The organism is Stappia indica (assembly GCF_009789575.1).
GTDB lineage: Bacteria > Pseudomonadota > Alphaproteobacteria > Rhizobiales > Stappiaceae > Stappia > Stappia indica_A.
The window spans coordinates 2,115,840-2,136,737 of the sequence record NZ_CP046908.1 but is presented as its reverse complement, the minus strand read 5'-3'; the positions used below and the strand labels follow the sequence as shown (position 1 = coordinate 2,136,737).

The following is a 20,898-nucleotide window of genomic DNA, read 5'->3' as shown; positions in this document are numbered from 1 at the left end:
ACCGCTCATGAACGCCAATTTTCGCAATTTCGCCCTTTGGGTGATCATCGGCCTGTTGCTGATCGCCCTGTTCCAGCTCTTCCAGAGCCCGGGACAGCGCACCGTGTCGAACGACATTCCCTTCTCGCAGTTCCTGAACCAGGCCGAGCAGGGCGATGTGCGCGAGGTGACCATCCAGGGTCAGCAGATCATCGGTTCGTACAACAGCGGCGGCTCTTTCCAGTCCTACGCACCCGAGTCGGCCGGCGAATATGTCGAGATGCTGCGCTCCAAGGACGTGCGGATCATCGCCCGCCCGCCGCAGGAGAGCTTCTCGCTGCTCGGCGCGCTTATTTCCTGGTTCCCGATGCTGATCATCCTCGGCATCTGGATCTTCGTGATGCGTCAGATGCAGGGCTCGGGCGGCAAGGCGATGGGCTTCGGCAAGTCCAAGGCCAAGCTGCTGACCGAGGCGCATGGCCGCGTCACCTTCGAGGACGTTGCCGGCATCGACGAGGCCAAGGAAGACCTGCAGGAGATCGTCGAGTTCCTTCGCGATCCGCAGAAGTTCCAGCGCCTGGGCGGCCGCATTCCGCGCGGCGTGCTGCTGGTCGGTCCCCCGGGCACCGGCAAGACGCTGACCGCGCGTGCCGTCGCCGGCGAGGCGAACGTTCCGTTCTTCACCATCTCGGGCTCCGACTTCGTCGAGATGTTCGTCGGTGTCGGCGCCAGCCGCGTCCGCGACATGTTCGAGCAGGCCAAGAAGAACGCGCCCTGCATCATCTTCATCGACGAGATCGACGCGGTCGGCCGCCATCGCGGTGCCGGCCTTGGCGGCGGCAACGACGAGCGCGAGCAGACGCTGAACCAGCTGCTCGTGGAGATGGACGGTTTCGAGCCGAACGAAGGCGTCATCATCATCGCCGCGACCAACCGTCCGGACGTGCTCGACCCGGCGCTGCTGCGGCCTGGCCGTTTCGACCGGCAGATCGTCGTGCCGAACCCGGACGTCACGGGCCGCGAGAAGATCCTCAAGGTCCACATGCGCAAGGTGCCGCTGGCGCCGGACGTCAATGTCCGCACGCTGGCGCGCGGTACGCCGGGCTTTTCCGGCGCCGACCTGATGAACCTGGTCAACGAGGCCGCGCTGCTGGCGGCTCGCCGCGGCAAGCGGCTCGTCACCATGGCCGAGTTCGAGGACGCCAAGGACAAGGTGATGATGGGTGCGGAGCGCCGCACGCTGGTCATGACCGAGGAAGAGAAGAAGCTCACCGCCTATCACGAGGCCGGTCACGCGCTGGTGGCGCTGCACATGCCGGCATCCGATCCGATCCACAAGGCGACGATCATTCCGCGCGGACGCGCGCTCGGCATGGTCATGCGCCTGCCGGAGAAGGACCAGGTCTCGCTTACCCGCGCCAAGTGCAAGGCCGACCTTGCGGTGGCGATGGGCGGCCGCGTCGCCGAGGAGATGATCTTCGGCTACGAGAAGGTGACCTCGGGCGCCTCGGGCGACATCCAGATGGCGACCCGTCTGGCGCGGGCCATGGCGACCCAGTTCGGCATGTCCGACAAGCTCGGCCCGCTGCTCTATGGCGAGAATCAGGAAGAGGTCTTCCTTGGCCACTCCGTCGCCAAGAGCCAGCACGTGTCGGAAGACACCCAGCGGATCGTCGATGCGGAGATCAAGTCCTTCGTCAACACCGGCTACGAGACCGCCAAGCGCGTCCTGTCGGAGCATGAGGAACAGCTCCACATCATCGCCAACGGCTTGCTCGAATACGAGACGCTGTCGGGCGACGAGATCCGCGACCTGCTCGACGGCAAGCCGCCGGTGCGCGAGACCGACGACGACCATCCGACTGCGCGGGCCTCGGCAGTGCCGAAGACCGGCGCCAAGCGCCGCGGCGAGGGCGATGCCCCGACCGGCGGCATGGAGCCCCAGCCGCAGGGCTGAGGGCATCGGCAGCTTGTGAAACAAACGGCCCGGCAGGCGACTGCCGGGCCGTTTTCGTGCCGGGCGCCGGGGGCCCTGCCTGTAACGAACGAAAACAAATTTTGAACTCCTTTGTGGCAGCTTGGTGCTACATGGAGAGGCCGTCGGCGAGGCAGAACTGTCTTCCGGCGCGCGAGAAGCGGGACCGGCAAAAGCGCCGGGCGCGGCTGCCGGATCGGATCTTGTCCGCAGTGCAGTTGCATGGGTGCCGGTTCGGCAGGCCTCCCGCGGCAGAAGACAGGGTCGACATGACGCGCAAGTATTTCGGAACCGACGGCATTCGCGGCACGGCCAACCGTGCGCCGATGACGCCGGATATCGCTCTCAAGGTGGGCATGGCTGCGGGCCTCTCCTTCCGTAACGGGGTCCACCGCCACCGGGTGGTGATCGGCAAGGATACGCGCCTGTCCGGCTACATGATCGAGAACGCCCTGGTTGCCGGTTTCACCGCCGTCGGTCTCGACGTGCTGCTGCTGGGACCGATGCCGACGCCCGCCGTCGCCATGCTGACGCGCTCCGTGCGCGCCGATCTCGGCGTGATGATCTCGGCCTCGCACAATCCCTATCAGGACAACGGCATCAAGTTCTTCGGACCCGACGGCTACAAGCTTTCGGACGAGGTGGAGAGCGAGATCGAGCGGCTGATCGAGCAGGACCTGTCGCGGCAACTGGCCTCGCCGTCCGAGCTCGGCCGGGCCAAGCGCATCGACGGCATGCGCGACCGCTATGTGGAATTCGCCAAGCGCACCCTGCCGCGCGAGATGAGCCTGGCGGGCCTGAGGATCGTCGTCGATTGCGCCAATGGCGCGGCCTACAAGGTCGCCCCGGAGGTCCTGTGGGAGCTCGGCGCGGAGGTGATCGCCATCGGCGTCGATCCGGACGGCTACAACATCAACCTGAAATGCGGCTCCACCGACACCGATGCCCTGTGCCGCAAGGTGCACGAAGTGAGGGCGGATATCGGCATCGCGCTCGATGGCGATGCGGACCGGGTCATCATCGTCGACGAGAACGGCAAGGTGGTCGATGGCGACCAGCTGATGGCCGTCGTTGCCCAGTCCTGGCTGGAGGACGGCCGTCTGGCGGCCTCCGGCATCGTCGCCACCGTGATGTCCAATCTCGGCCTGGAGCGTTATCTCGGCGGCCTCGGCCTGACGCTTGCCCGCACCAAGGTCGGCGACCGCTACGTGGTCGAGCACATGCGCCAGCACGGCTACAATGTCGGCGGCGAACAGTCGGGCCACATCGTCCTGTCCGACTTCGCCACCACCGGCGACGGTCTCGTCGCGGCGCTGCAGGTGCTGGCCTGCGTGTCCAAGCTCGGCCGTCCCGTGTCCGAGGTCTGCCGCCGCTTCGATCCGGTGCCGCAGATCCTGCGCAACGTCCGCTATTCCGGCGCGACGCCGCTGGACGATCCCAGCGTACAGGCGGCGATCGAGGACGGCCGCAAGACCCTCGGCAACAGCGGGCGCCTGCTGATCCGTGCCTCGGGCACCGAGCCGCTCATCCGCGTGATGGGCGAGGCGGACAACGAGGATGTGCTCACCGGCGTGGTCGACCGGATCGCCGAGGCCGTGGCCCGCGCCGCCGCCTGAGCCGGCCCCCCGAACCTTCTGCAATGCGGAGGCCGCTGCCCAGCCGGGCGGCGGCCTCTTGCACATGGTTAATCATTTGCAAAGATCGGGGGAGAACTGTTGCCGATCGCAACGTGTATTCGTTTTCGTTTACTATTCATTAAGGTAAAAAATCACGGTTAAATTTTACGGTTAAGCCAGCCTTAAGCATTTTCGGCAAATCTAGCCTCGTGTTTCACGTGCGCGACCGGCAAAGGATGACTGTTCGGACGCACCTTACGAGGACCGAGACATGAGCAGCCATATCAAGAAAATGTGCCTGGCTGGCGTCGCGATAATCGTCTCGTCAGCCGTCCATGCAGCGGACATGCCGATCCCGGTGATCGAGCACGTTCCCGAAGTGCCGGTTGTGACGGGCGGTTGGTATCTGCGTGGCGACATCGGCTACAAGGTCTACCAGGCGCCGAGCGTCGCCTACGGGCCGTCCAACTTCGCCAACGAGAAGATGGACCGCACCGGCATGATCGGCGTCGGCGTCGGCTACAAGTTCAGCGACTATCTGCGTGCCGACGTGACGGTTGACTACGAATTCCCGGCCAAGGTCACGGGCTACGCGCCGTGCCCTGCACCGTGCGGCGGCCCCGGCGTGGGCGGCTTCTCCACGGAGACGGCCGACATCGACGTGCTGACCTTCCTTGTCAACGGTTACATCGACCTCGGCACCTGGGCCGGCTTCACGCCCTATGTCGGCGCCGGTATCGGTACGTCCTACGTGACCGCGAAGGACGTGAAGTTCGTCAATCCGAACGGCACCTCCGGCTCCTATCCGGGCGACAGCAGCTGGAACTTCTCCTGGGCCCTGATGGCCGGTGGTTCCTACGAGCTGAGCCAGAACTGGGCCATCGATGCGGGTTATCGTTACCTGAACATCGGCAATGCCTACAGCAAGAGCTTCAGCACGGGCGGCGCCAACCCGTCCTACAAGATCCGCTACGAGGATCTGGCTGCGCACGAGTTCCGCGTCGGCATGCGCTACACGTTCAATTCGGGCCCGGCCTTCCTGCCGGAGCCGATCATGGCGAAATACTGAGCAAACCCCGCGCGGCTTCGTGCCGCACCGGTTTTGCCGAGACTGCAAGGGGCCGAGCGTTACGCTCGGTCCCTTTCGTTTGTCTGCCCGGTTTGCAGGACGCACCGTCCCCCTCCGTCATTTTTGACCGCTTGCAGGCGACCCGCCCTTCGGATATCTCGGTCGACGGGACACTCCTCCCCAACGAGGAGCACCTATCTGAAAGGGTAGTCAGATGACGCAGCATGCAGAACCGGCCGTTCGGCCGGAAAATCCCCGTTTTTCCTCTGGTCCTTGCGCAAAACGTCCCGGCTGGTCGGCCGCGGCGCTGTCCGACGCGCCTTTGGGCCGCTCCCACCGCGCCAAGCCGGGCAAGGTCAAGCTCGCCGAGGCGATCGAACTGACCCGTGAGGTTCTCCAGGTGCCGGCGGATTACCGGATCGGCATCGTTCCGGCCTCCGACACCGGTGCCGTCGAGATGGCCATGTGGTCGCTGCTCGGTCCGCGCGGCGTCGATCTGCTGGCCTGGGAAAGCTTCGGCTCCGGCTGGGTGAGCGATGCGGTCAAGCAGCTGCGCCTCGCCGACACGCGGACCATCGAGGCGCCCTATGGCGAGCTGCCCGACCTGTCGACCGTCGATTTCACGCGCGACGTGGTCTTCACCTGGAACGGCACCACCTCCGGCGTGCGCGTGCCGGATGCCGACTGGATCCCGGCCGACCGCGAAGGCCTGACGATCTGCGATGCGACCTCGGCCGCCTTTGCGCAGCCGCTGGATTTCGCCAAGCTCGATGTCGTCACCTTCTCCTGGCAGAAGGCGCTGGGCGGCGAGGCTGCGCACGGCATGCTCATCCTGAGCCCTCGCGCCGTCGAGCGGCTGGAGAGCTACACTCCCGCCTGGCCGATGCCGAAGGTCTTCCGCATGACCAAGGGCGGCAAGCTGATCGAGGGCATCTTCAAGGGCGAGACCATCAACACCCCGTCCATGCTCTGCGTCGAGGACTATATCGACGCGCTGAAATGGGCGAAGGAGATCGGCGGCCTCAAGGCGCTGATCGCCCGGGCGGACGGCAATGCCGGCGCGGTCGCCGACTGGGTGGCGTGCACCGACTGGGTCGACTTCCTGGCGAGCGACCCGGCGACCCGCTCCAACACGTCCGTCTGCCTGCGGATCGTCGATCCGCGCGTGACCGGGCTCGATGCCGAGCTGCAGGCCGCCTTTGCCAAGGCGATGGCCACGGCTCTCGATGCGGCCGGCGTTGCCTATGACATCGGTGCCTATCGCGATGCTCCTTCGGGTTTCCGCATCTGGTGCGGTGCCACGGTCGAGCAGTCCGATGTCGAGGCGCTGCTGCCCTGGCTCGACTGGGCGTTCGAGCGCCAGCTGCAGGCGCCCGGCAAGGCCGCCTGAGCCTCTTTCCCACACGACAGACAGACATGACCGATCGCGGTTCCCTTGCAAGCAGACTTGCAAGGGGCCGCCGGTCGGCAAGCCAGGGAGACTAGCCAATGGCCCCCAGGGTTCTGATTTCCGACAAGCTGTCCGAGGCGGCAGTCGAGATTTTCCGCTCGCGCGGCGTCGAGGTCGACTACCGCCCCGATCTGGGCAAGGACAAGGACGCGCTTCTCGCCGCCATCGGCGAGTATGACGGCCTCGCGATCCGCTCCGCCACCAAGGTAACGGCGAAGCTGCTCGAAGCCGCCGACCGGCTCAAGGTTGTCGGCCGTGCCGGCATCGGCGTCGACAATGTCGACATTCCGGCGGCCTCCGCCAAGGGCGTCATCGTGATGAACACGCCCTTCGGCAATTCCATCACCACGGCCGAGCACGCCATCGCGATGATGTTCGCCGTCGCCCGCCAGATCCCTGCCGCCGATACGTCCACCCAGGCCGGTAAGTGGGAGAAATCCCGCTTCATGGGCGCGGAGATCACCTCCAAGACCTTCGGCCTGATCGGCTGCGGCAATATCGGCTCCATCGTCGCCGATCGCGCCATCGGGCTGAAGATGCGGGTGGTGGCCTTCGATCCGTTCCTGTCCGACGAGCGTGCCATCGATCTCGGCGTGGAGAAGGTGGATCTCGACACGCTGCTGGCGCGCGCCGACGTGATCTCGCTGCACACGCCCTTGACCGAGAAGACGCGCAACATCATCGACGCGGCAGCGATCGCCAAGATGCGCGAAGGCGTCATCCTCATCAACTGCGCCCGCGGCGGGCTGGTCGACGAGGCGGCGCTGCGTGCCGCGCTCGAGAGCGGCAAGGTCGGCGGGGCCGGCGTCGACGTGTTCGTCGACGAGCCGGCGACGGAAAACGTCCTGTTCGGCGCGCCGAACCTGGTCTGCACGCCGCATCTGGGCGCCTCGACCACCGAGGCGCAGGAGAATGTCGCCCTGCAGGTCGCCGAGCAGATGTCGGACTATCTCATGAAGGGTGCGGTCTCCAACGCGCTCAACATGCCCTCGATCACGGCCGAGGAAGCGCCCCGCCTGACGCCCTTCGTCAAGCTGGCGGAACTGCTCGGCTCCTTTGCCGGCCAGCTGACCGAGACCGGCCTCAGCAGCATTCGCCTCGAATACGAGGGCGATGTCGCCGAGATGAACATCAAGGCGCTGACGGCGGCAGCGTTGACCGGCGTGCTGCAGCCGCTGCTGCAGACCGTCAACATGGTCTCGGCCCCGGTGATGGCGCGCGAGCGCGGCATCCTGGTGGAGGAGGTGCGGCGCGCCCAGGCCGGCGCCTACGAGAACTACATCCGCCTGACCGTGAAGACCGAGCGCCAGGAACGCTCCGTTGCCGGCACGGTCTTTTCCGACAGCAAGCCGCGCATCATCCAGGTGAAGGGCATCAACATGGAGGCCGAACTCGGCCCCCACATGCTCTACGTCACCAATGAGGACAAGCCCGGCTTCATCGGCCAGCTCGGCACCCTGCTGGGCGAGGCGGGCGTCAACATCGCCACCTTCAACCTCGGCCGCACGGCGCCGGGCGAGGATGCGATCTGCCTGGTCGAGGTGGATGGCGAGGTGCCGGAGGCGGTGCTGGCGAAGATCGTGGCGCTGCCGCATGTGAAGCAGGCAAAGCCGCTGCAGTTCTGATCCGGCGGCGCCGAGCAGCGCCCCGTCATGACATGAAAAAAGGGCCGGAGCGGGATCGCCGCTCCGGCCCTTTCTCTTTGTCTGCAGCGCGCTGCTTGCGCGTCAGCCGGCGCGCCAGGCGTCCGTTGCCTGCTGCACCGCGCGGGTGCCCGGCGTGCCCTTTTCCAGCGTCAGGATGGCACGCTTGCCGTTCTCGTAGAGCATCGGGATATCGATCCAGCCGCGGTCGCGCAGCAGGGTCAGGTTCCGCTCCTGCTCATCCGGCAGGTTCGACAGCGCCACCCAGAAATAGCCGTCGGCGACCTTGACCGAGGCGCCGATCAGCGCATCGCCGCGGGCTTCCTCGGTGGTCTTCATCACGAGACCGGGGACTTCGGCGACGCCCTGCCCGGAGAAGCCTTCCGGCAGTTCGAACTGCACTTCGAGCAGATGGCTCGCCGGCAGCGTCTCGTCCCGATTCGGCTTCAGGGTCAGGTTGGCGGCGATGTTGCGATCCGGCACCTCGATGCGCATCCGCAGCACCGTCTCGACGCGGCCGTCGATCGTCTCTTCCGTCACGCTCCACACGGAGCGGCCGGCAGAGGCCTGTCCGGCGCTGCCGCCCGTTGCCCCTTCCTCATAAAGGATGGCGCGCTGGGCAACCGGAGCATCGCTGGCTGCAGTCGGGTCGGGCTGCGCCGGGGTCGTCGCGGCCGTCTGCGTATCCTGCTCCTGCTGCGGTTCGGTGTCGGCCGGCGTTTCGGCGGTGGTGTCCTGCGGCGTCTCGACGACATCCGGCTCTTCGGTCGTCTCGGCAGCATCGGGCTGGGCGGAGGCCGGCTCCTGCGGCTCCACGGTGCGCACGCCGCCGCTGTCCTGACCGGCAGCAGGCGCGCTCGGTGCCAGCGTATCGGTTTGCGGACCGTTGGGGGTGATGCGGGTCGTGGTGACCGGGCGTGCATCCGGTGCCGGCCCGTCGAGCAGGCGTGCGGTATCCTTGCGCGAGGCAGAGGCTCCGTCCGTACCGGTGTCGGAAGCGGGGGCAGGTGTGTCGGTGCCCGTGGTCGCCGTCGGCTGGCTCGTCGGGGTCTCGCTGTCGTCGCCCGCGAACAGGCTCATCAGCGTGTCGCGCTGCGAATAGCCGATGGCGCCGATGCCGACGACCAGCAGCAAGAGGGCGACGCCGCCGAGAATAGCGGGAAGGCGCGACGGTCGCAGATCGCCGTCATAGGGGAGCGAGCGACCATTGTCGCGCGCCGGCGTCGGCAGGCGGTTGCCGCGCGCAGAAGATCCGCGCCCCGCAGTGTCGTCGCCGATGGAAGGGTCGGAGCCCAGCGTCGGCTCGCGCTTCGGCGGGGCGGTGCGGGCCGGTTCGCCGTCCAGCGCGCCGCGGGCGGAGCGTCCAGCCTGGTCGGCGGCGTCGCCCAGCTTGCGGGCTTCCTCGATGGCGCTTTTCAGCGTGTCGCGCGGCGGCTCGGCAGCGGCCGGGGCTCGTGCCGCCGGCGCAGCGGATGGTGCCGGAGCCGGTCGTGCGGGCGCCGCCGGGCTGGCGGCTTGCGCAGGCGTGTCGGTTGCTGCAGGCCGTGCTGCTGGCTGCGGCGGCTTGGGCGCCGCTGCCGGCTGCGGTGCGGTCGGGCGGGGCGTTGCGACAGGCTGCTGGCTTGCGGAAAACCCGAGGGTCTCGCGCGCGGCTTCCGCCTCCACCTTGCGGATGGACTCCTCCAGCCGCAGCTGCTCGGAGGTGATTTCCGAAGGCGAGAGCGGCGGATCATAGGCCTTGAGCTGAGCGACGATGGCCTTGCGCGCACGCTGGTAGATCTCGCGCCGGGCTGCTCCGGTGTTCTCTGGAAGCGCTGCGACGGTTTTTTTCAAAACCGGGTAGTAATCTGCCATATCGCCACTCGTGATCGCCGCACACAGGACCGCACAAGGGCGCGGTCCACGGTCTTAAGGCTTAATCCTGAAACGGATTCTGGACAAGGATTGTGTCATCCCGCTCGGGCGAGGTCGAGAGCAGCGCAACCGGGGCGCCGATCAACTCCTCGACATGGCGGACATACTTGACCGCCTGCGCCGGCAGGTCGGCCCAGCTGCGGGCGCCTTCCGTGGACTCCTTCCAGCCCGGCAGGGTCTCGTAGATCGGCTTGACGCGGGCCTGTGCGCCCTGGGAGGCGGGCAGGTGGTCGATGCGCTGGCCGTCCAGCTCGTAGGCGACGCAGATCTTGATCTCGTCGAGGCCGTCGAGCACGTCCAGCTTGGTCAGCGCGATGCCGTTGATGCCGTTGATGCTGCAGCTCTGGCGCACCAGAACGGCGTCGAACCAGCCGCAGCGGCGCTTGCGCCCGGTCACCGTGCCGAACTCGCGGCCGCGGGTGCCGAGGAACTCGCCGACCTCGTTGTCCTGTTCGGTCGGGAAGGGACCTTCGCCGACGCGGGTCGTGTAGGCCTTGGTGATGCCGAGCACATAGCCGATGGAGTTCGGGCCGAGGCCGCTGCCGGCCGCCGCCTGCCCCGACACCGTGTTGGACGAGGTGACGAAGGGGTAGGTGCCGTGGTCGATGTCGAGCAGCGTTCCTTGCGCGCCCTCGAAGAGGATGCGCTTGCCGTCGCGGCGGCAATTGTCGAGCAGCGCCCAGACGGTCTGCATGTAGGGCAGAACCTGGCCGGCGACGCTTTCCAGCTCGCCGAAGATCGCCTCCGGATCGATTTCCGGCTCGCCGAGGCCGCGGCGCAGCGCGTTGTGATGCGCCAGCAGCCGGTCGATCTTGGCCGGCAGGCTTTTCAGGTTGGCAAGGTCCATGATGCGGATGGCGCGGCGGCCAACCTTGTCCTCGTAGGCGGGGCCGATGCCGCGCTTGGTGGTGCCGATCTTGGTGCCGGTGACGGCGTTCTCGCGCAGCGCGTCGAGCTCGCGGTGCAGCGACAGGATCAGCGTCGCGTTGCCGGCGATGGCCAGCGTCTCCGGCGACACCTGGATGCCCTGCTCGGCCAGCCGGCCGATCTCGGCCACCAGCGCATGCGGGTCGATCACCACGCCGTTGCCGATCACGGACAGCTTGCCGCGCACCACGCCCGAGGGCAGCAGCGACAGCTTGTAGCTGATGCCGTCGATCACCAGGGTGTGGCCGGCATTGTGGCCGCCCTGGAAGCGCACGACGACGTCGGCCTGCTCCGACAGCCAGTCGACGATCTTGCCCTTCCCTTCGTCACCCCATTGAGATCCGACGACGACGACATTGGCCATGCGAGACGTTCCTTCGATCAGGCAAACATGGCTGGCAGCGGCACCAGCGCACACGAAAAACCCCGGTTCAGCCGACCGGGGCACTGCGAGGCGGACTATAACGGCGACAGTCCGCATTGACGAGCCCCAAGACCCGCTTTCCACGCCGGCGCGGCGGAAAAGTCACTCCCGGTCCGGCTTGTCCTGGCCCTTCTGACTGCTTGCCAGGCGAAAGATCGCCGGCGATGTGCGCAGAAGCCAGACGAAGCGGCCGCGATGGCTTGCCGGGGCCGCGCCCCGGACGAGAAGTCGCAGGCCGACAAAGGCGACGAAGGCCAGGTGCAGTCCGCCCGTATAGACGAAAAAGGCGGTCGGGCCGAACCGGTCCATCACCGCCGAAGCGATCAGCGGGCCGACCATGGCGCCCAGCGCGAAGAACATGGTGAGCCCGGCGGCGAGCTCGACATATTGCCCGGGGCCGGCATGGTCGTTGGCATGGGCGGCGGAGAGCGAATAGAGCGGCAGCGCAAAACCGCCGAACAGGAAGGCGCCGAGGAAGATCGCCGCCTCCGCGGTGACGCCCGACAGGAACAGGCAGGAGAGGCCGGCGCCCAGCGTCGCCATGATCAGCACGTAGCGCCGGTCGATGCGGTCCGAGGCCCAGCCGAGCGGGAACTGGAAGATGGCACCGGCGATCACCCACAGGCTGATCAGGAGCGCCAGCCCGTCGGCATCGAGGCCGACGCCTTCGGCATAGACCGGGCCGACCGTTCTGAAGGCGCCGTTGGTCAGGCCGATGGTCAGGCAGCCGACGGCGGCGACAGGTGAGATCACCCAGATCGACAGGTAGTTGATCCCCGTCGTGTCGGAGACCGGCGGGTTGCCTTCGCGGGCGAGCGAGACCGGGATCAGCGCGGCGCAGAAGACGAGACCGATGACCACCAGGATCTCGAAGCCGCCGGCCCCGAAGGCGGGCAGCAGGAACTGGCCGCCGGTCACGGCGCCAAGGTCGACGATGCGATAGATGCTGAGGATCCGGCCGCGCTCGGCATTGGAGGACAGCGCGTTCAGCCAGCTTTCCAGCACCATGGCCGTGCCGCAGAAGGCGATACCGCTGACGAAGCGCAGGCCCGCCCAGGACAGGCCCGGCGCGGTGAGCAGCAACAGCAGCACGGAGATGGCGCTCAGCGCGGCAAGAGCCGAGAACACCCGGATATGGCCGACCCGCTGGATCAGGATCGGCGTGACCAGGACGCCGAGAATGAAGCCGGCATAATAGGCCGAGCCGAACAGGCCGATGGTCGTGTCGGAAAGTCCGTTCAGCCGGCCGCGCACCGCGATCACTGTCATCGCAACGCCGTTGGCGCCAAGCAGCAGACCGGCCGCGACGAGCAGCGGCACGAGGCGGAACAGCAGCGGACGGGAGGCGAGGGAGGCGGGATTGTCGGGCATTCGAGCCAGCATTCCTGGCAGCGGCGGGAAATTCGATCCTGACCCCGCTTGCCGTTCGCCACAAGCCCTTGTTTCGACTTTTCAACCTGGATGGGCAGCCGTCGTCGCAAATCGGGTGGGCGGAGGTCGGCACCCGGAGTAGCCCTTGCGCGAACATGCCGGTTGCGAGGGAAGAAGATGACCTGGAAGAACTGGCTGCTGCTCGTGGTGCTCGCGCTCGTCTGGGGCGCGACCTTCCCCTTCGGCAAGATCGCGCTGGTCGAGATCCCTCCCTTCGTCCTGGCCTTTCTGCGGGTGCTGCTGGCGGCGCTGGTGCTGCACGCCGTGCTGGCGATGCGCGGGCTCGCCTTTCCGCGCGATCCTTCCATGCTCGCGGCGTTCCTGGTGATGGGGCTGCTCAACAACGCCATCCCCTTTTCGCTGATCCTGTGGGGCCAGACCGGCATTTCGGCGAGCCTTGCCTCGATCCTCAACGCCACGACGCCGATCTTCACGGTGCTGGTCGCCTCCGTGCTCTTCCGCCAGGAGGCCCTGCGGGCGCATCGGGTCGCCGGCATTGCCGTCGGCTTTGCGGGCGTGGCGCTGCTCCTGTTGCCGGGGCTGGAGACCGGGGCGCTGGCAAGTCTTTCGGGCGAGCCGGCCTGGGCGCAGGCCCTGTGCCTCGGCGCGGCGCTGTCCTACGCCTTTGCCGCCGCCTTCGCCCGCCGCTTTCGCGGTGTTCCGGTCATGGTCGCTGCAACGGGACAGCTCACCGGCTCCAGCCTGCTGCTGCTGCCGCTTGCCCTGTGGCAGGCGGTCTCGGTGCCGGGCGGCTGGACGCCGGCCATGGCTGGGCCGGCCGCCTGGGCTTCGGTCGTGGCGCTCGGCACGGCCTGCACCGCGCTTGCCTATCTCATCTACTTCCGCCTGTTGAGCGAGGCCGGAGCCACCAACGCCTCGCTGGTCACCTTGCTGATCCCGGTCTCGGCGGTGCTGATCTCCGCAAGCCTGCTGGGCGAGGCCCTGTCCTTGCTGCAGGTGGCCGGGATGGGCGTGCTGCTGTTCGGGCTTGTGCTGCTGGACGGGCGCATTCTCGCCCCCTTCGACAGGGTGCAGCGCCGGGCGGCCGGACGAGAGCGTCCCTAAGCCGGCGCCTGCTGCGGCATCACCTCGATGCGTTCGGCGAAGCGCTCGTAGACGTCGGCGAGCCGTTCGGGCGCCTGCTTACGGCAGGCGGCAAGGCCCGCTCGGGCCGCCTCGCGATCGCCGGCATCGATGGCCGCGACCATTGCCGCATGGGCCTGCGACAGAGCCTGGAACTCGTCGCCGGCCGCATAGTCGGGATCGCCGACCAGGGCGAACAGACGGATCGGCACGCTCTTGCCCTTCAGCGGGATGGCGCCGGCCTCCAGGAAGGCGAAGCCCCTGGCCGCGCGTGCGGTATCCTCGGAGACGACGCAATCGGCGCCGACCGCCTTGCAACTGGACTCGATCCGCGCCGCGACGTTCACCGCATCGCCGATCACCGAATAGTTGAAGCGGCGGCTGGAGCCCATGTTGCCGACGCAGGCCTCGCCCGTGTTGAGACCGACGCCGATGCGCACGCTCTGCGTCGGCAGGCCCCGCTCGCGGAAGTGGAAGGCGTCCTCGGCGTTCAGCCGGTCGACGATGCGCACCATCTCCAGTGCCGTCCGGCAGGCTTTGGCGGCATGGTCGTCCACGTCCATCGGCGCGTTCCAGAAGGCCATGATGCTGTCGCCGATATACTTGTCGATGGTGCCGCTATGCGCCTGGATCTCGTCGGAGAGCGGCGACAGCAGGGCATTGAGGAAGGCGACCAGATCCGTCGGCGTCAGCTGTTCGGAGATCGGGGTGAAGCCGCGCACGTCCATGAACATGATGGTCATGTCGCGCATCTCGCCGCCGAGCCGCAGCGCATCGGGCGCGGTCTCCAGGCGCTTGACCATTTCCGGTGCCAGATACTGGCCGAAGGCGGCCCGCACGAACCGCTTCTCGCGCTCGGTCAGGAAGTAGAGCAGGGCGGTCGCCGCGGCATAGACGACGAAGAGGTTCACGGCGGTCGGATAGACCGGATCGAGCAGCAGTCCTTGGGTGCGGAACAGGTGGATGGCCCCGGCATAGAGCGAGAAGGCGATTACCCCGCCGACCACGGCGGCCCAGATCGAGCCGAAGGCGATGATCAGCGCGATCACCGCAAGGCCCAGCAGGAAGGTGGCGATGATTTCGGCGCCGTCCGCCCAGTCTGGCCGGCTGAGAAAGGTGCCGGCGAGGATCTGCTCGGCGGCCTGCGCATGCACCGAAACGCCCGGCACGAGATCGCCGAGGGGCGTCGCGCGGATGTCGTAGAGGCCGACGGACGAGGTGCCGATGAAGACGATCTGCCCCTCGATCTGCGGCGCCAGGCTTGCGCGCGTTTCGGGATCGAGGACGTCGGCGGCCGAGACGTAGCGGTCCGGCCGGTCCTCGTTGAAATACACCCATAGCTCGCCCTGCGCGGTGGTGGGGAAGGGCAGGGCGCCGACCTTGATGTCCGTGACCGCGGCGGCGCCGGCGCCCAGCTCCCCGCTCGCATCGGCGGAGCGGATGATGAAGGTCCCGGCACCCTGGGCGACCCTGAGGGCTTCCATCACCAGGCTGGGATAGAGACCCGTGCCGTCGGTGAAGACCATCGGCACGCGGCGCACGATGCCGATCGTGTCGCGGCTCGACAGGCTGACGCCGCCGCTTCCCGTTGCGGCCGCCTCCAGCACCGGCAGGCTGACCAGGGCGGAGGCGAAGGAGGGAATGCTGGCGGTCGGGTCGCTGCCGGCATGGGCAAAGCCGGCCTTGGTGGCCGGCTTGCCGCCGTCGGCGTTCGGCAGGGTGGCAAAGCCGAGCACCACGGGGGCCTCGGCAATCGCCTCCGCGAAGACCTTGTCCGTGTCGGGCAGGCGTCCGGCGAGCCCTTCCATCGCCGCGTCGTCTCCCAGCTTCAGATCCGGGACGTAGCGATGCGGCGACAGGCGGTCGGGCTCGGCGAAGATCACGTCGTAGGCGATGGCGGCAGCACCCAGTTCCGTCAGCGCGCGGGTCAGGTCTGCCAGCGTGTCGCGGCGCCAGGGCCATTGGCCGTGCACGGCCAGCGAGCGCTCGTCGATGTCGACGATGCGGACGGGAAAATCACCCTGCGGACGGGGCCAGAAACGCTGGTATCCGTCGAAGCCCATCAGACGGATCGTCGAGACGAAGGACGGATCGTAGGCCCGCAATGCGGTCACGACGAACAGGAACAGGCACCCGGCCACAGCCACGAGCAGGTGCTTGCGTTGCGTGATGCGCATGTGCTCTTCCGTCTCCCCTGCCGCGGTGCACCGCGTTGGCGGGAAGGTTAGAGCATCGGGCCGAAAAGGGGAATCGGCTTGGGGGAAACGCGCGTCCCGCGCCTGGGGCGCGGGACTGCGATTGACCGGAGAACGACCTGAGGCGGGACGGGCTGCTGCCCGTCAGGCCTGGCCGGCGATCTGGGCCTGCGGCTGTTCCAGCTCGCGGGCGCCGCGGCGCACCGCCTTCTGGACCTTCTCGAAGGCGCGAACCTCGATCTGGCGCACGCGCTCGCGGCTGACGCCGAACTCGGTCGACAGGTCCTCGAGCGTGATCGGATCCTCCGACAGGCGCCGGGCCTCGAAGATCCGCCGCTCGCGGTCGTTCAGGACCTCCATCGCGTCGCCGAGCAGCTTGCGCCGCTGGTCCAGCTCTTCCTGCTGGGCGAAGATTGCCTCCTGGCTGTCGCTCTCGTCGACGAGCCAATCCTGCCACTCGCCGCTGTCGGCCTCCGCGCGGATCGGCGCATTGAGCGAGGCGTCGCCGGCGAGCCGGCGGTTCATCGAGACGACCTCCTCCTCGCTGACGCCGAGCTTGGTGGCGATCTGGGTCACGTGCTCGGGGCGAAGGTCGCCCTCATCGAGCGCCTGAATGCGGCCCTTGAGCCGGCGCAGGTTGAAGAAGAGACGCTTCTGGTTGGCGGTGGTGCCCATCTTCACGAGCGACCAGGACCGCAGGATGTACTCCTGGATCGCCGCCTTGATCCACCACATGGCATAGGTGGCGAGACGGAAGCCCTTGTCGGGCTCGAAGCGCTTGACCGCCTGCATCAGGCCGACATTGCCCTCCGACACGACCTCGGAAATCGGCAGGCCGTAGCCGCGATAGCCCATGGCGATCTTGGCGACGAGGCGCAGATGCGAAGTCACCAGCCGCTCGGCTGCGGCCGGGTCGCCATGCTCCTTGTAGCGCTTGGCGAGCATGTATTCTTCCTGCGGTTCCAGCATCGGAAACCGCCGGATTTCGTCCAGATATCGGCTGAGACCGCCTTCGCCGGAACTCAGCGCCGGAATGTTCTGGGCCATGAATGCACCCTTTCTCCCAACGATCCCTCCGGGGTCGCGCCGGCCCGAGCCGGATGCGCGACCGCCATCGCAGGGCATTCTGTTTCGGCGCCCGAATGGCACGCCGGACTTCCCAATATAGGGTTCATTTCGGCAATATCAGGACATAATTTTGCAAATTATGACGGCGAAAGCGTCCGGATTGCCTTGAGCAGGGTGTCCATGTCGTCGGGAAGGGGGCTTTCGAAACGCAGCGTCTCGCCGGTCGCCGGATGGGCGAAGGCAAGAAGGCCCGCATGCAGGGCCTGGCGCGGGAAAGCATCCACCACGTCGCGGACCTCGTCGGGCAGGCGCGCCGACTTGGTGCGGAAATGCGCGCCGTAATCGGCATCGCCGACCAGCGGGTGGCCGATATGTGCCATGTGCACGCGGATCTGGTGGGTGCGCCCGGTTTCCAGGCGGCAGGCCATCAGGGCGGCAATCGGGGGCGCGTCCTTCGCGCCGAAGCGCTCGCGCACCTGCCAGTGCGTGATGGCGTGGCGGCCGCCGGACTTGGTCACCGCGATCTTCTGCCGGTTGGCCGAGGAGCGGGCGAGATCGGCATCGACGGTGCCGCGCAGCTGCATCGGCGCGCCCCAGACCAGTGCCACATATTCGCGCTCCAGCGGGCCGGTGCGGCCGTGGTCGGCGAACTGGGCGGCCAGCCCCTGATGGGCGAGATCGGTCTTGGCGACCACCAGCAGGCCGCTGGTGTCCTTGTCGAGGCGATGGACGATGCCCGGGCGCTTGACGCCGCCGATGCCCGACAGGCTGTCGCCGCAATGGTGCAGCAGCGCGTTGACCAGCGTGCCGCTCCAGTTGCCGGGCCCGGGATGGACGACGAGGCCGGCGGGCTTGTCGATCACGACAAGGTGATCGTCCTCGTAGACGATCGTCAGCGGGATATCTTCCGGAGTAGGCTCGGCTTCCTCCGGCTCCGGCAGCTCCAGCGCCAGATCCTCGCCCGAATTGACCCGGTATTTGGGCTCCATTATGGTCCGCCCGCCGACGCGCGCCCGGCCCTGACGGATCAGGGACTGGATGCGGCTGCGGCTGATTTCCGGCAGGTGGCGGGCAAGGCAGGCGTCGAGGCGGCTGCCGGCATCCTCATCGGAAACGGCAAGGGCTGCGGTCGCGACGCCGTCGGCATCGCCTTCCTCTTCAATGGACATAGACATGACACATCCGGCAATGGACGACGAAGACCGCGACGCGGAAGCCCCGCTGGATCCGGCGATGGAACGGGTTCAGACGAAGCTGAAGCGGCTGCTCGCCGTCTCTAGCCTCGTCATGGTGCTCGGCTTCATGGCCGTTCTCGCGGCCATCATCTACAAGCTGTCCGAAAGCGGCAAGCGGGCGGACGGAAGCGATATAGCCGCAACGGTGGCTATCGGCAAGGACGGGCGGGTGGAAAGCATGGTCCTGTCGGGCGACCGGCTGATCCTGCTGGTGCGCGACGGCACCGCCAGCAAGCTGCTGCATCTGGAAGCGGCGACCGGCCGCCTCATCGGCGAGACCGCGTTCGTCGCGCAGTAAACCGGACCCGAACCGAACCAAGCCGATATCTGCCGGCCTGCCTGCCGCATGCGTCCCTCGGGCGCCCGGCAGGCAGGGCGCATCCCCGCGCCGGGCGCGGGCGCGCGAAAACGCCTCTTTTTCCATTGTCCACAGGCTTTGCGAAAAATGGGGCTTGCATTCGGCGCGCGGGCGTTCTACCTACGCGTCCTGTTCGTAACTGACCGGCCGACGCCCCCATCGTCTAGCGGTCTAGGACGCCGCCCTCTCACGGCGGAAACAGGGGTTCGAGTCCCCTTGGGGGTGCCAACTTTTCCAGCGAGCGCTTGAACGACAAGCGACTTGCCGCCGGCTCCACGAAACTTCCGAAAAATCGATGGCAACTTCCCCTTCCGGGGCGAACTTCCGCGCGTCCGCCGAATGCATGCGGCGCGGCGGGTCTTTTCCGTGCAGGCATTCCTCGCAATGCAAACGCCGGGCAGTGCAAAACGCTGGGCAATGCAAAACGCCGGCGCAGGGCGCCGGCGTTTCGTGTTCGTGCAAGCGTGGTTTGCGGGCGCTTCAGCCGGCGACCTGGAAGCGCGAGCGCGCGGCAAGTCCCTGCGTCCCGGTCGCGGCAGAGGGCTGATAGAGGCCGCGCAACTCCGGCACCGGCCGGAAGGCGTCGGTCAGGCCGACAACGGTCTCGGCCGCGCCCAGCACCAGGTAGCCATCGGCCGGCATCTGCTTGGAGATCCGCTGCAACACGTCCACCTTGGTCGGCTGGTCGAAATAGATCAGCACGTTGCGGCAGTAGACGATGTCGAAGGAGCCGAGCGTGGAAAAATTCTCCAGCAGGTTGAGCTTGCGCCACTGCACCATGGAGCGCAGCTCCGGGTTGACCTGCCACAGGTCGCCCTTCTGGGTGAAATATTTCAGCAGCATCTGGATCGGCAGGCCGCGCTGGACCTCGAACTGGCTGTAGATGCCGGTCTTCGCCTTTTCCAGGACCTCGTTCGACAGGTCGGTGCCGATGATCTCGACACGGAAGCCGGCGATCTTCTGCGCGGCCTCCTTCAGGCAGATGGCGAGCGAGTAGGGCTCCTGGCCGGTGGAGGCGGCCGCGCACCAGATTCGGATGGTCCGGCGGTCGGCGCGCGCCTTCAGCATGGCCGGAAGCATCACTTCGCGGAAATGCTGGAACGGCGTGCCGTCACGGAAGAAGAACGACTCGTTGGTGGTCATGGCTTCGACCACCTCGACGCACAGCTGTGCCCCGGTCGGCTTCTGCATCGCCTGAACGAGCTCGGACAGACCGGCGAGATTGTGACGTCGTGCCACCGGCAGCAGCCGGCTTTCCACCAGGTACTGCTTCTCGTTGGTCAGGATCAGCCCGGACTTGGCCTTCAGGAACTGCTTGAGATACTCGAATTGTGACGCAATCACCTGGGGCCTCCACTCAACAATCCGGAGATCTTGGGGCCGATGCGGGTGATCGGCAGGATCTCGCAACACATGCCCGTCTGCGCTGCCGCGCCGGGCATGCCCCATACCACGCTGGTCGCCTCGTCCTGTGCGATGATGCTGCCACCGCCGGCGGCGATGGTGCGCACTCCGGCGGCGCCGTCATGTCCCATTCCGGTCAGCACCACCGCCAGGGTGGCGGAGCCGTAGATCTTGGCGACGCTGTCGAACAGCGGGTCGACCGCGGGCTTGCAGAAATTCACCGGCGGGCTGTCGTTCAGACGCGCCACGACCTGGCCGCCGTCCTTGTCCAACGTCATGTGCAGGCCGCCCGGCGCCACGTAGATATGGCCGGGCTTGAGCACCTCGCCGTTGTCGGCTTCCTTGGCCGGGCGGAGCGCCGCCTTGGCGATGTGCTCGGCGAGAATGGCGGTGAAGGTCGGCGGCATGTGCTGGGTCAGCACCACCGGCACTTCGCGGATCGAGGTGCCGATGTCGGTGAAGAGCTGCTGCAGCGCCTGCGGACCGCCGGTCGACGAGCCGATGGCAAGGATGCGCGGGCGGGCGCTGGAATAGGCGCGGGTGCGGATTGCAGGGGCTGCGGGCGCGCCCGCCGCGCCGGCTGCAAGGCGGGTATAGCCGGCCGGCGTCGCACCGGCCGGGGCCTGCGAGGCGGTCCGCCCGGCGGCCGTCTGGGCGCGCATCATGCGTCCGCCGGCAGAGGCTCCGCCGCCGCGGCGACGCTGGCCGAGCGCCTTCACCTTGTCGATGAGCTCGCGGCGGAAGTCGATCGAGGTCGTGACCTCGCTGGTCGATTCCGGCTTGGGGACGTAGTCCTGGGCCCCGAGCGAGAGGGCGCGCAGGCTGACCTCGGCGTTGCGGCGGGTCAGCGTCGAGGCCATCACGACGATGAGGTCGCGCTTCTTGCGCAGCATCAGGGGAAGGGCGGTCAGCCCGTCCATCTCCGGCATCTCGATGTCGAGAACCACCACGTCCGGGTTCGAGCGCTCGATGTCGTCGACCGCGAGCTTGCCGTTGCGATGGGAGGCGACGAGCTGCAAAGCCGGGTCCGCCTCGACCCAGCGGCTGAGCAGTCCACGGATGACGACGGAGTCGTCGACAACCATGACGCGGATACAATCCGCCCTGGCGCCGTCCCTTGGGGCCGG

15 protein-coding genes and 1 tRNA gene are annotated in these 20,898 nt (G+C 67.4%); 8 read left to right on the top strand and 8 right to left on the bottom strand.

Going from position 1 to position 20,898, the window contains the following annotated elements:
• The first annotated feature begins 7 nt into the window (after positions 1-7).
• From ftsH to serA, 5 genes are all read left to right on the top strand, one after another.
• Positions 8-1,936: an ATP-dependent zinc metalloprotease FtsH gene (gene ftsH, locus GH266_RS10030; RefSeq protein WP_158193788.1), complete on the top strand. Its 1,929-nt coding sequence runs from the start codon at positions 8-10 to the stop codon at positions 1,934-1,936.
• Between the two features lie 287 nt (positions 1,937-2,223).
• Complete coding sequence (gene glmM, locus GH266_RS10025; protein ID WP_158193787.1) at positions 2,224-3,570, top strand: phosphoglucosamine mutase; 1,347 nt, start codon at positions 2,224-2,226, stop codon at positions 3,568-3,570.
• Positions 3,571-3,841: 271 nt separating this feature from the next.
• Positions 3,842-4,639 (top strand): outer membrane protein, encoded by a 798-nt coding sequence (locus GH266_RS10020; protein ID WP_158193786.1) that lies wholly within the window; start codon positions 3,842-3,844, stop codon positions 4,637-4,639.
• Positions 4,640-4,853: 214 nt separating this feature from the next.
• Positions 4,854-6,029 (top strand): phosphoserine transaminase, encoded by a 1,176-nt coding sequence (locus tag GH266_RS10015; RefSeq protein ID WP_158193785.1) that lies wholly within the window; start codon positions 4,854-4,856, stop codon positions 6,027-6,029.
• Positions 6,030-6,127: 98 nt separating this feature from the next.
• Entirely contained in the window at positions 6,128-7,714 is a 1,587-nt protein-coding gene (gene serA / locus GH266_RS10010; RefSeq protein WP_158193784.1) for a phosphoglycerate dehydrogenase, read from the top strand.
• Positions 7,715-7,816: 102 nt separating this feature from the next.
• Here the strand turns inward: serA and GH266_RS10005 are convergent, their stop codons facing one another.
• The 3 genes from GH266_RS10005 to GH266_RS09995 all read right to left on the bottom strand — a co-directional run bounded on the left by GH266_RS10005 (position 7,817) and on the right by GH266_RS09995 (position 12,368).
• Positions 7,817-9,586, bottom strand: a complete 1,770-nt coding sequence (locus GH266_RS10005) for a hypothetical protein (RefSeq protein ID WP_158193783.1) — start codon at positions 9,584-9,586, stop codon at positions 7,817-7,819.
• A 61-nt stretch (positions 9,587-9,647) separates the two neighbouring features.
• Complete coding sequence (locus tag GH266_RS10000; RefSeq protein ID WP_158193782.1) at positions 9,648-10,937, bottom strand: adenylosuccinate synthase; 1,290 nt, start codon at positions 10,935-10,937, stop codon at positions 9,648-9,650.
• A gap of 162 nt (positions 10,938-11,099) precedes the next feature.
• Entirely contained in the window at positions 11,100-12,368 is a 1,269-nt protein-coding gene (locus tag GH266_RS09995; protein ID WP_158193781.1) for an MFS transporter, read from the bottom strand.
• A gap of 177 nt (positions 12,369-12,545) precedes the next feature.
• On the opposite strand from GH266_RS09995, the gene GH266_RS09990 reads away from it, so the two are divergent.
• Positions 12,546-13,493 (top strand): DMT family transporter, encoded by a 948-nt coding sequence (locus tag GH266_RS09990; protein ID WP_158193780.1) that lies wholly within the window; start codon positions 12,546-12,548, stop codon positions 13,491-13,493.
• On the opposite strand, the gene GH266_RS09985 is transcribed toward GH266_RS09990, so the two are convergent.
• The 3 genes from GH266_RS09985 to GH266_RS09975 all read right to left on the bottom strand — a co-directional run bounded on the left by GH266_RS09985 (position 13,490) and on the right by GH266_RS09975 (position 17,949).
• On the bottom strand, positions 13,490-15,688 hold the full coding sequence (locus tag GH266_RS09985) for a CHASE2 domain-containing protein (RefSeq protein ID WP_158193779.1): 2,199 nt from the start codon (positions 15,686-15,688) through the stop codon (positions 13,490-13,492). The two genes, GH266_RS09990 and GH266_RS09985, sit on opposite strands and share 4 nt — an antisense overlap.
• A gap of 162 nt (positions 15,689-15,850) precedes the next feature.
• The gene (gene rpoH / locus GH266_RS09980; RefSeq protein ID WP_158193778.1) at positions 15,851-16,753 is read right to left on the bottom strand and encodes an RNA polymerase sigma factor RpoH; all 903 of its coding nucleotides are present in this window, start codon (positions 16,751-16,753) and stop codon (positions 15,851-15,853) included.
• Positions 16,754-16,911: 158 nt separating this feature from the next.
• On the bottom strand, positions 16,912-17,949 hold the full coding sequence (locus GH266_RS09975) for an RluA family pseudouridine synthase (RefSeq protein WP_158193777.1): 1,038 nt from the start codon (positions 17,947-17,949) through the stop codon (positions 16,912-16,914).
• Between GH266_RS09975 and GH266_RS09970 the strand changes: the two genes are divergently transcribed.
• Both GH266_RS09970 and GH266_RS09965 read left to right on the top strand, forming a co-directional pair.
• Positions 17,948-18,307 (top strand): hypothetical protein, encoded by a 360-nt coding sequence (locus tag GH266_RS09970; RefSeq protein ID WP_158193776.1) that lies wholly within the window; start codon positions 17,948-17,950, stop codon positions 18,305-18,307. The genes GH266_RS09975 and GH266_RS09970 overlap by 2 nt on opposite strands.
• Before the next feature lie 212 nt (positions 18,308-18,519).
• Positions 18,520-18,595, top strand: a tRNA-Glu gene (locus GH266_RS09965).
• A gap of 252 nt (positions 18,596-18,847) precedes the next feature.
• On the opposite strand, the gene GH266_RS09960 is transcribed toward GH266_RS09965, so the two are convergent.
• Both GH266_RS09960 and GH266_RS09955 read right to left on the bottom strand, forming a co-directional pair.
• The gene (locus tag GH266_RS09960) at positions 18,848-19,711 is read right to left on the bottom strand and encodes a CheR family methyltransferase (RefSeq protein WP_158193775.1); all 864 of its coding nucleotides are present in this window, start codon (positions 19,709-19,711) and stop codon (positions 18,848-18,850) included.
• Positions 19,708-20,856, bottom strand: a complete 1,149-nt coding sequence (locus tag GH266_RS09955) for a protein-glutamate methylesterase/protein-glutamine glutaminase (RefSeq protein ID WP_158193774.1) — start codon at positions 20,854-20,856, stop codon at positions 19,708-19,710. Before GH266_RS09955 ends, GH266_RS09960 begins: the two co-directional genes overlap by 4 nt.
• Positions 20,857-20,898: the final 42 nt, after the last annotated feature.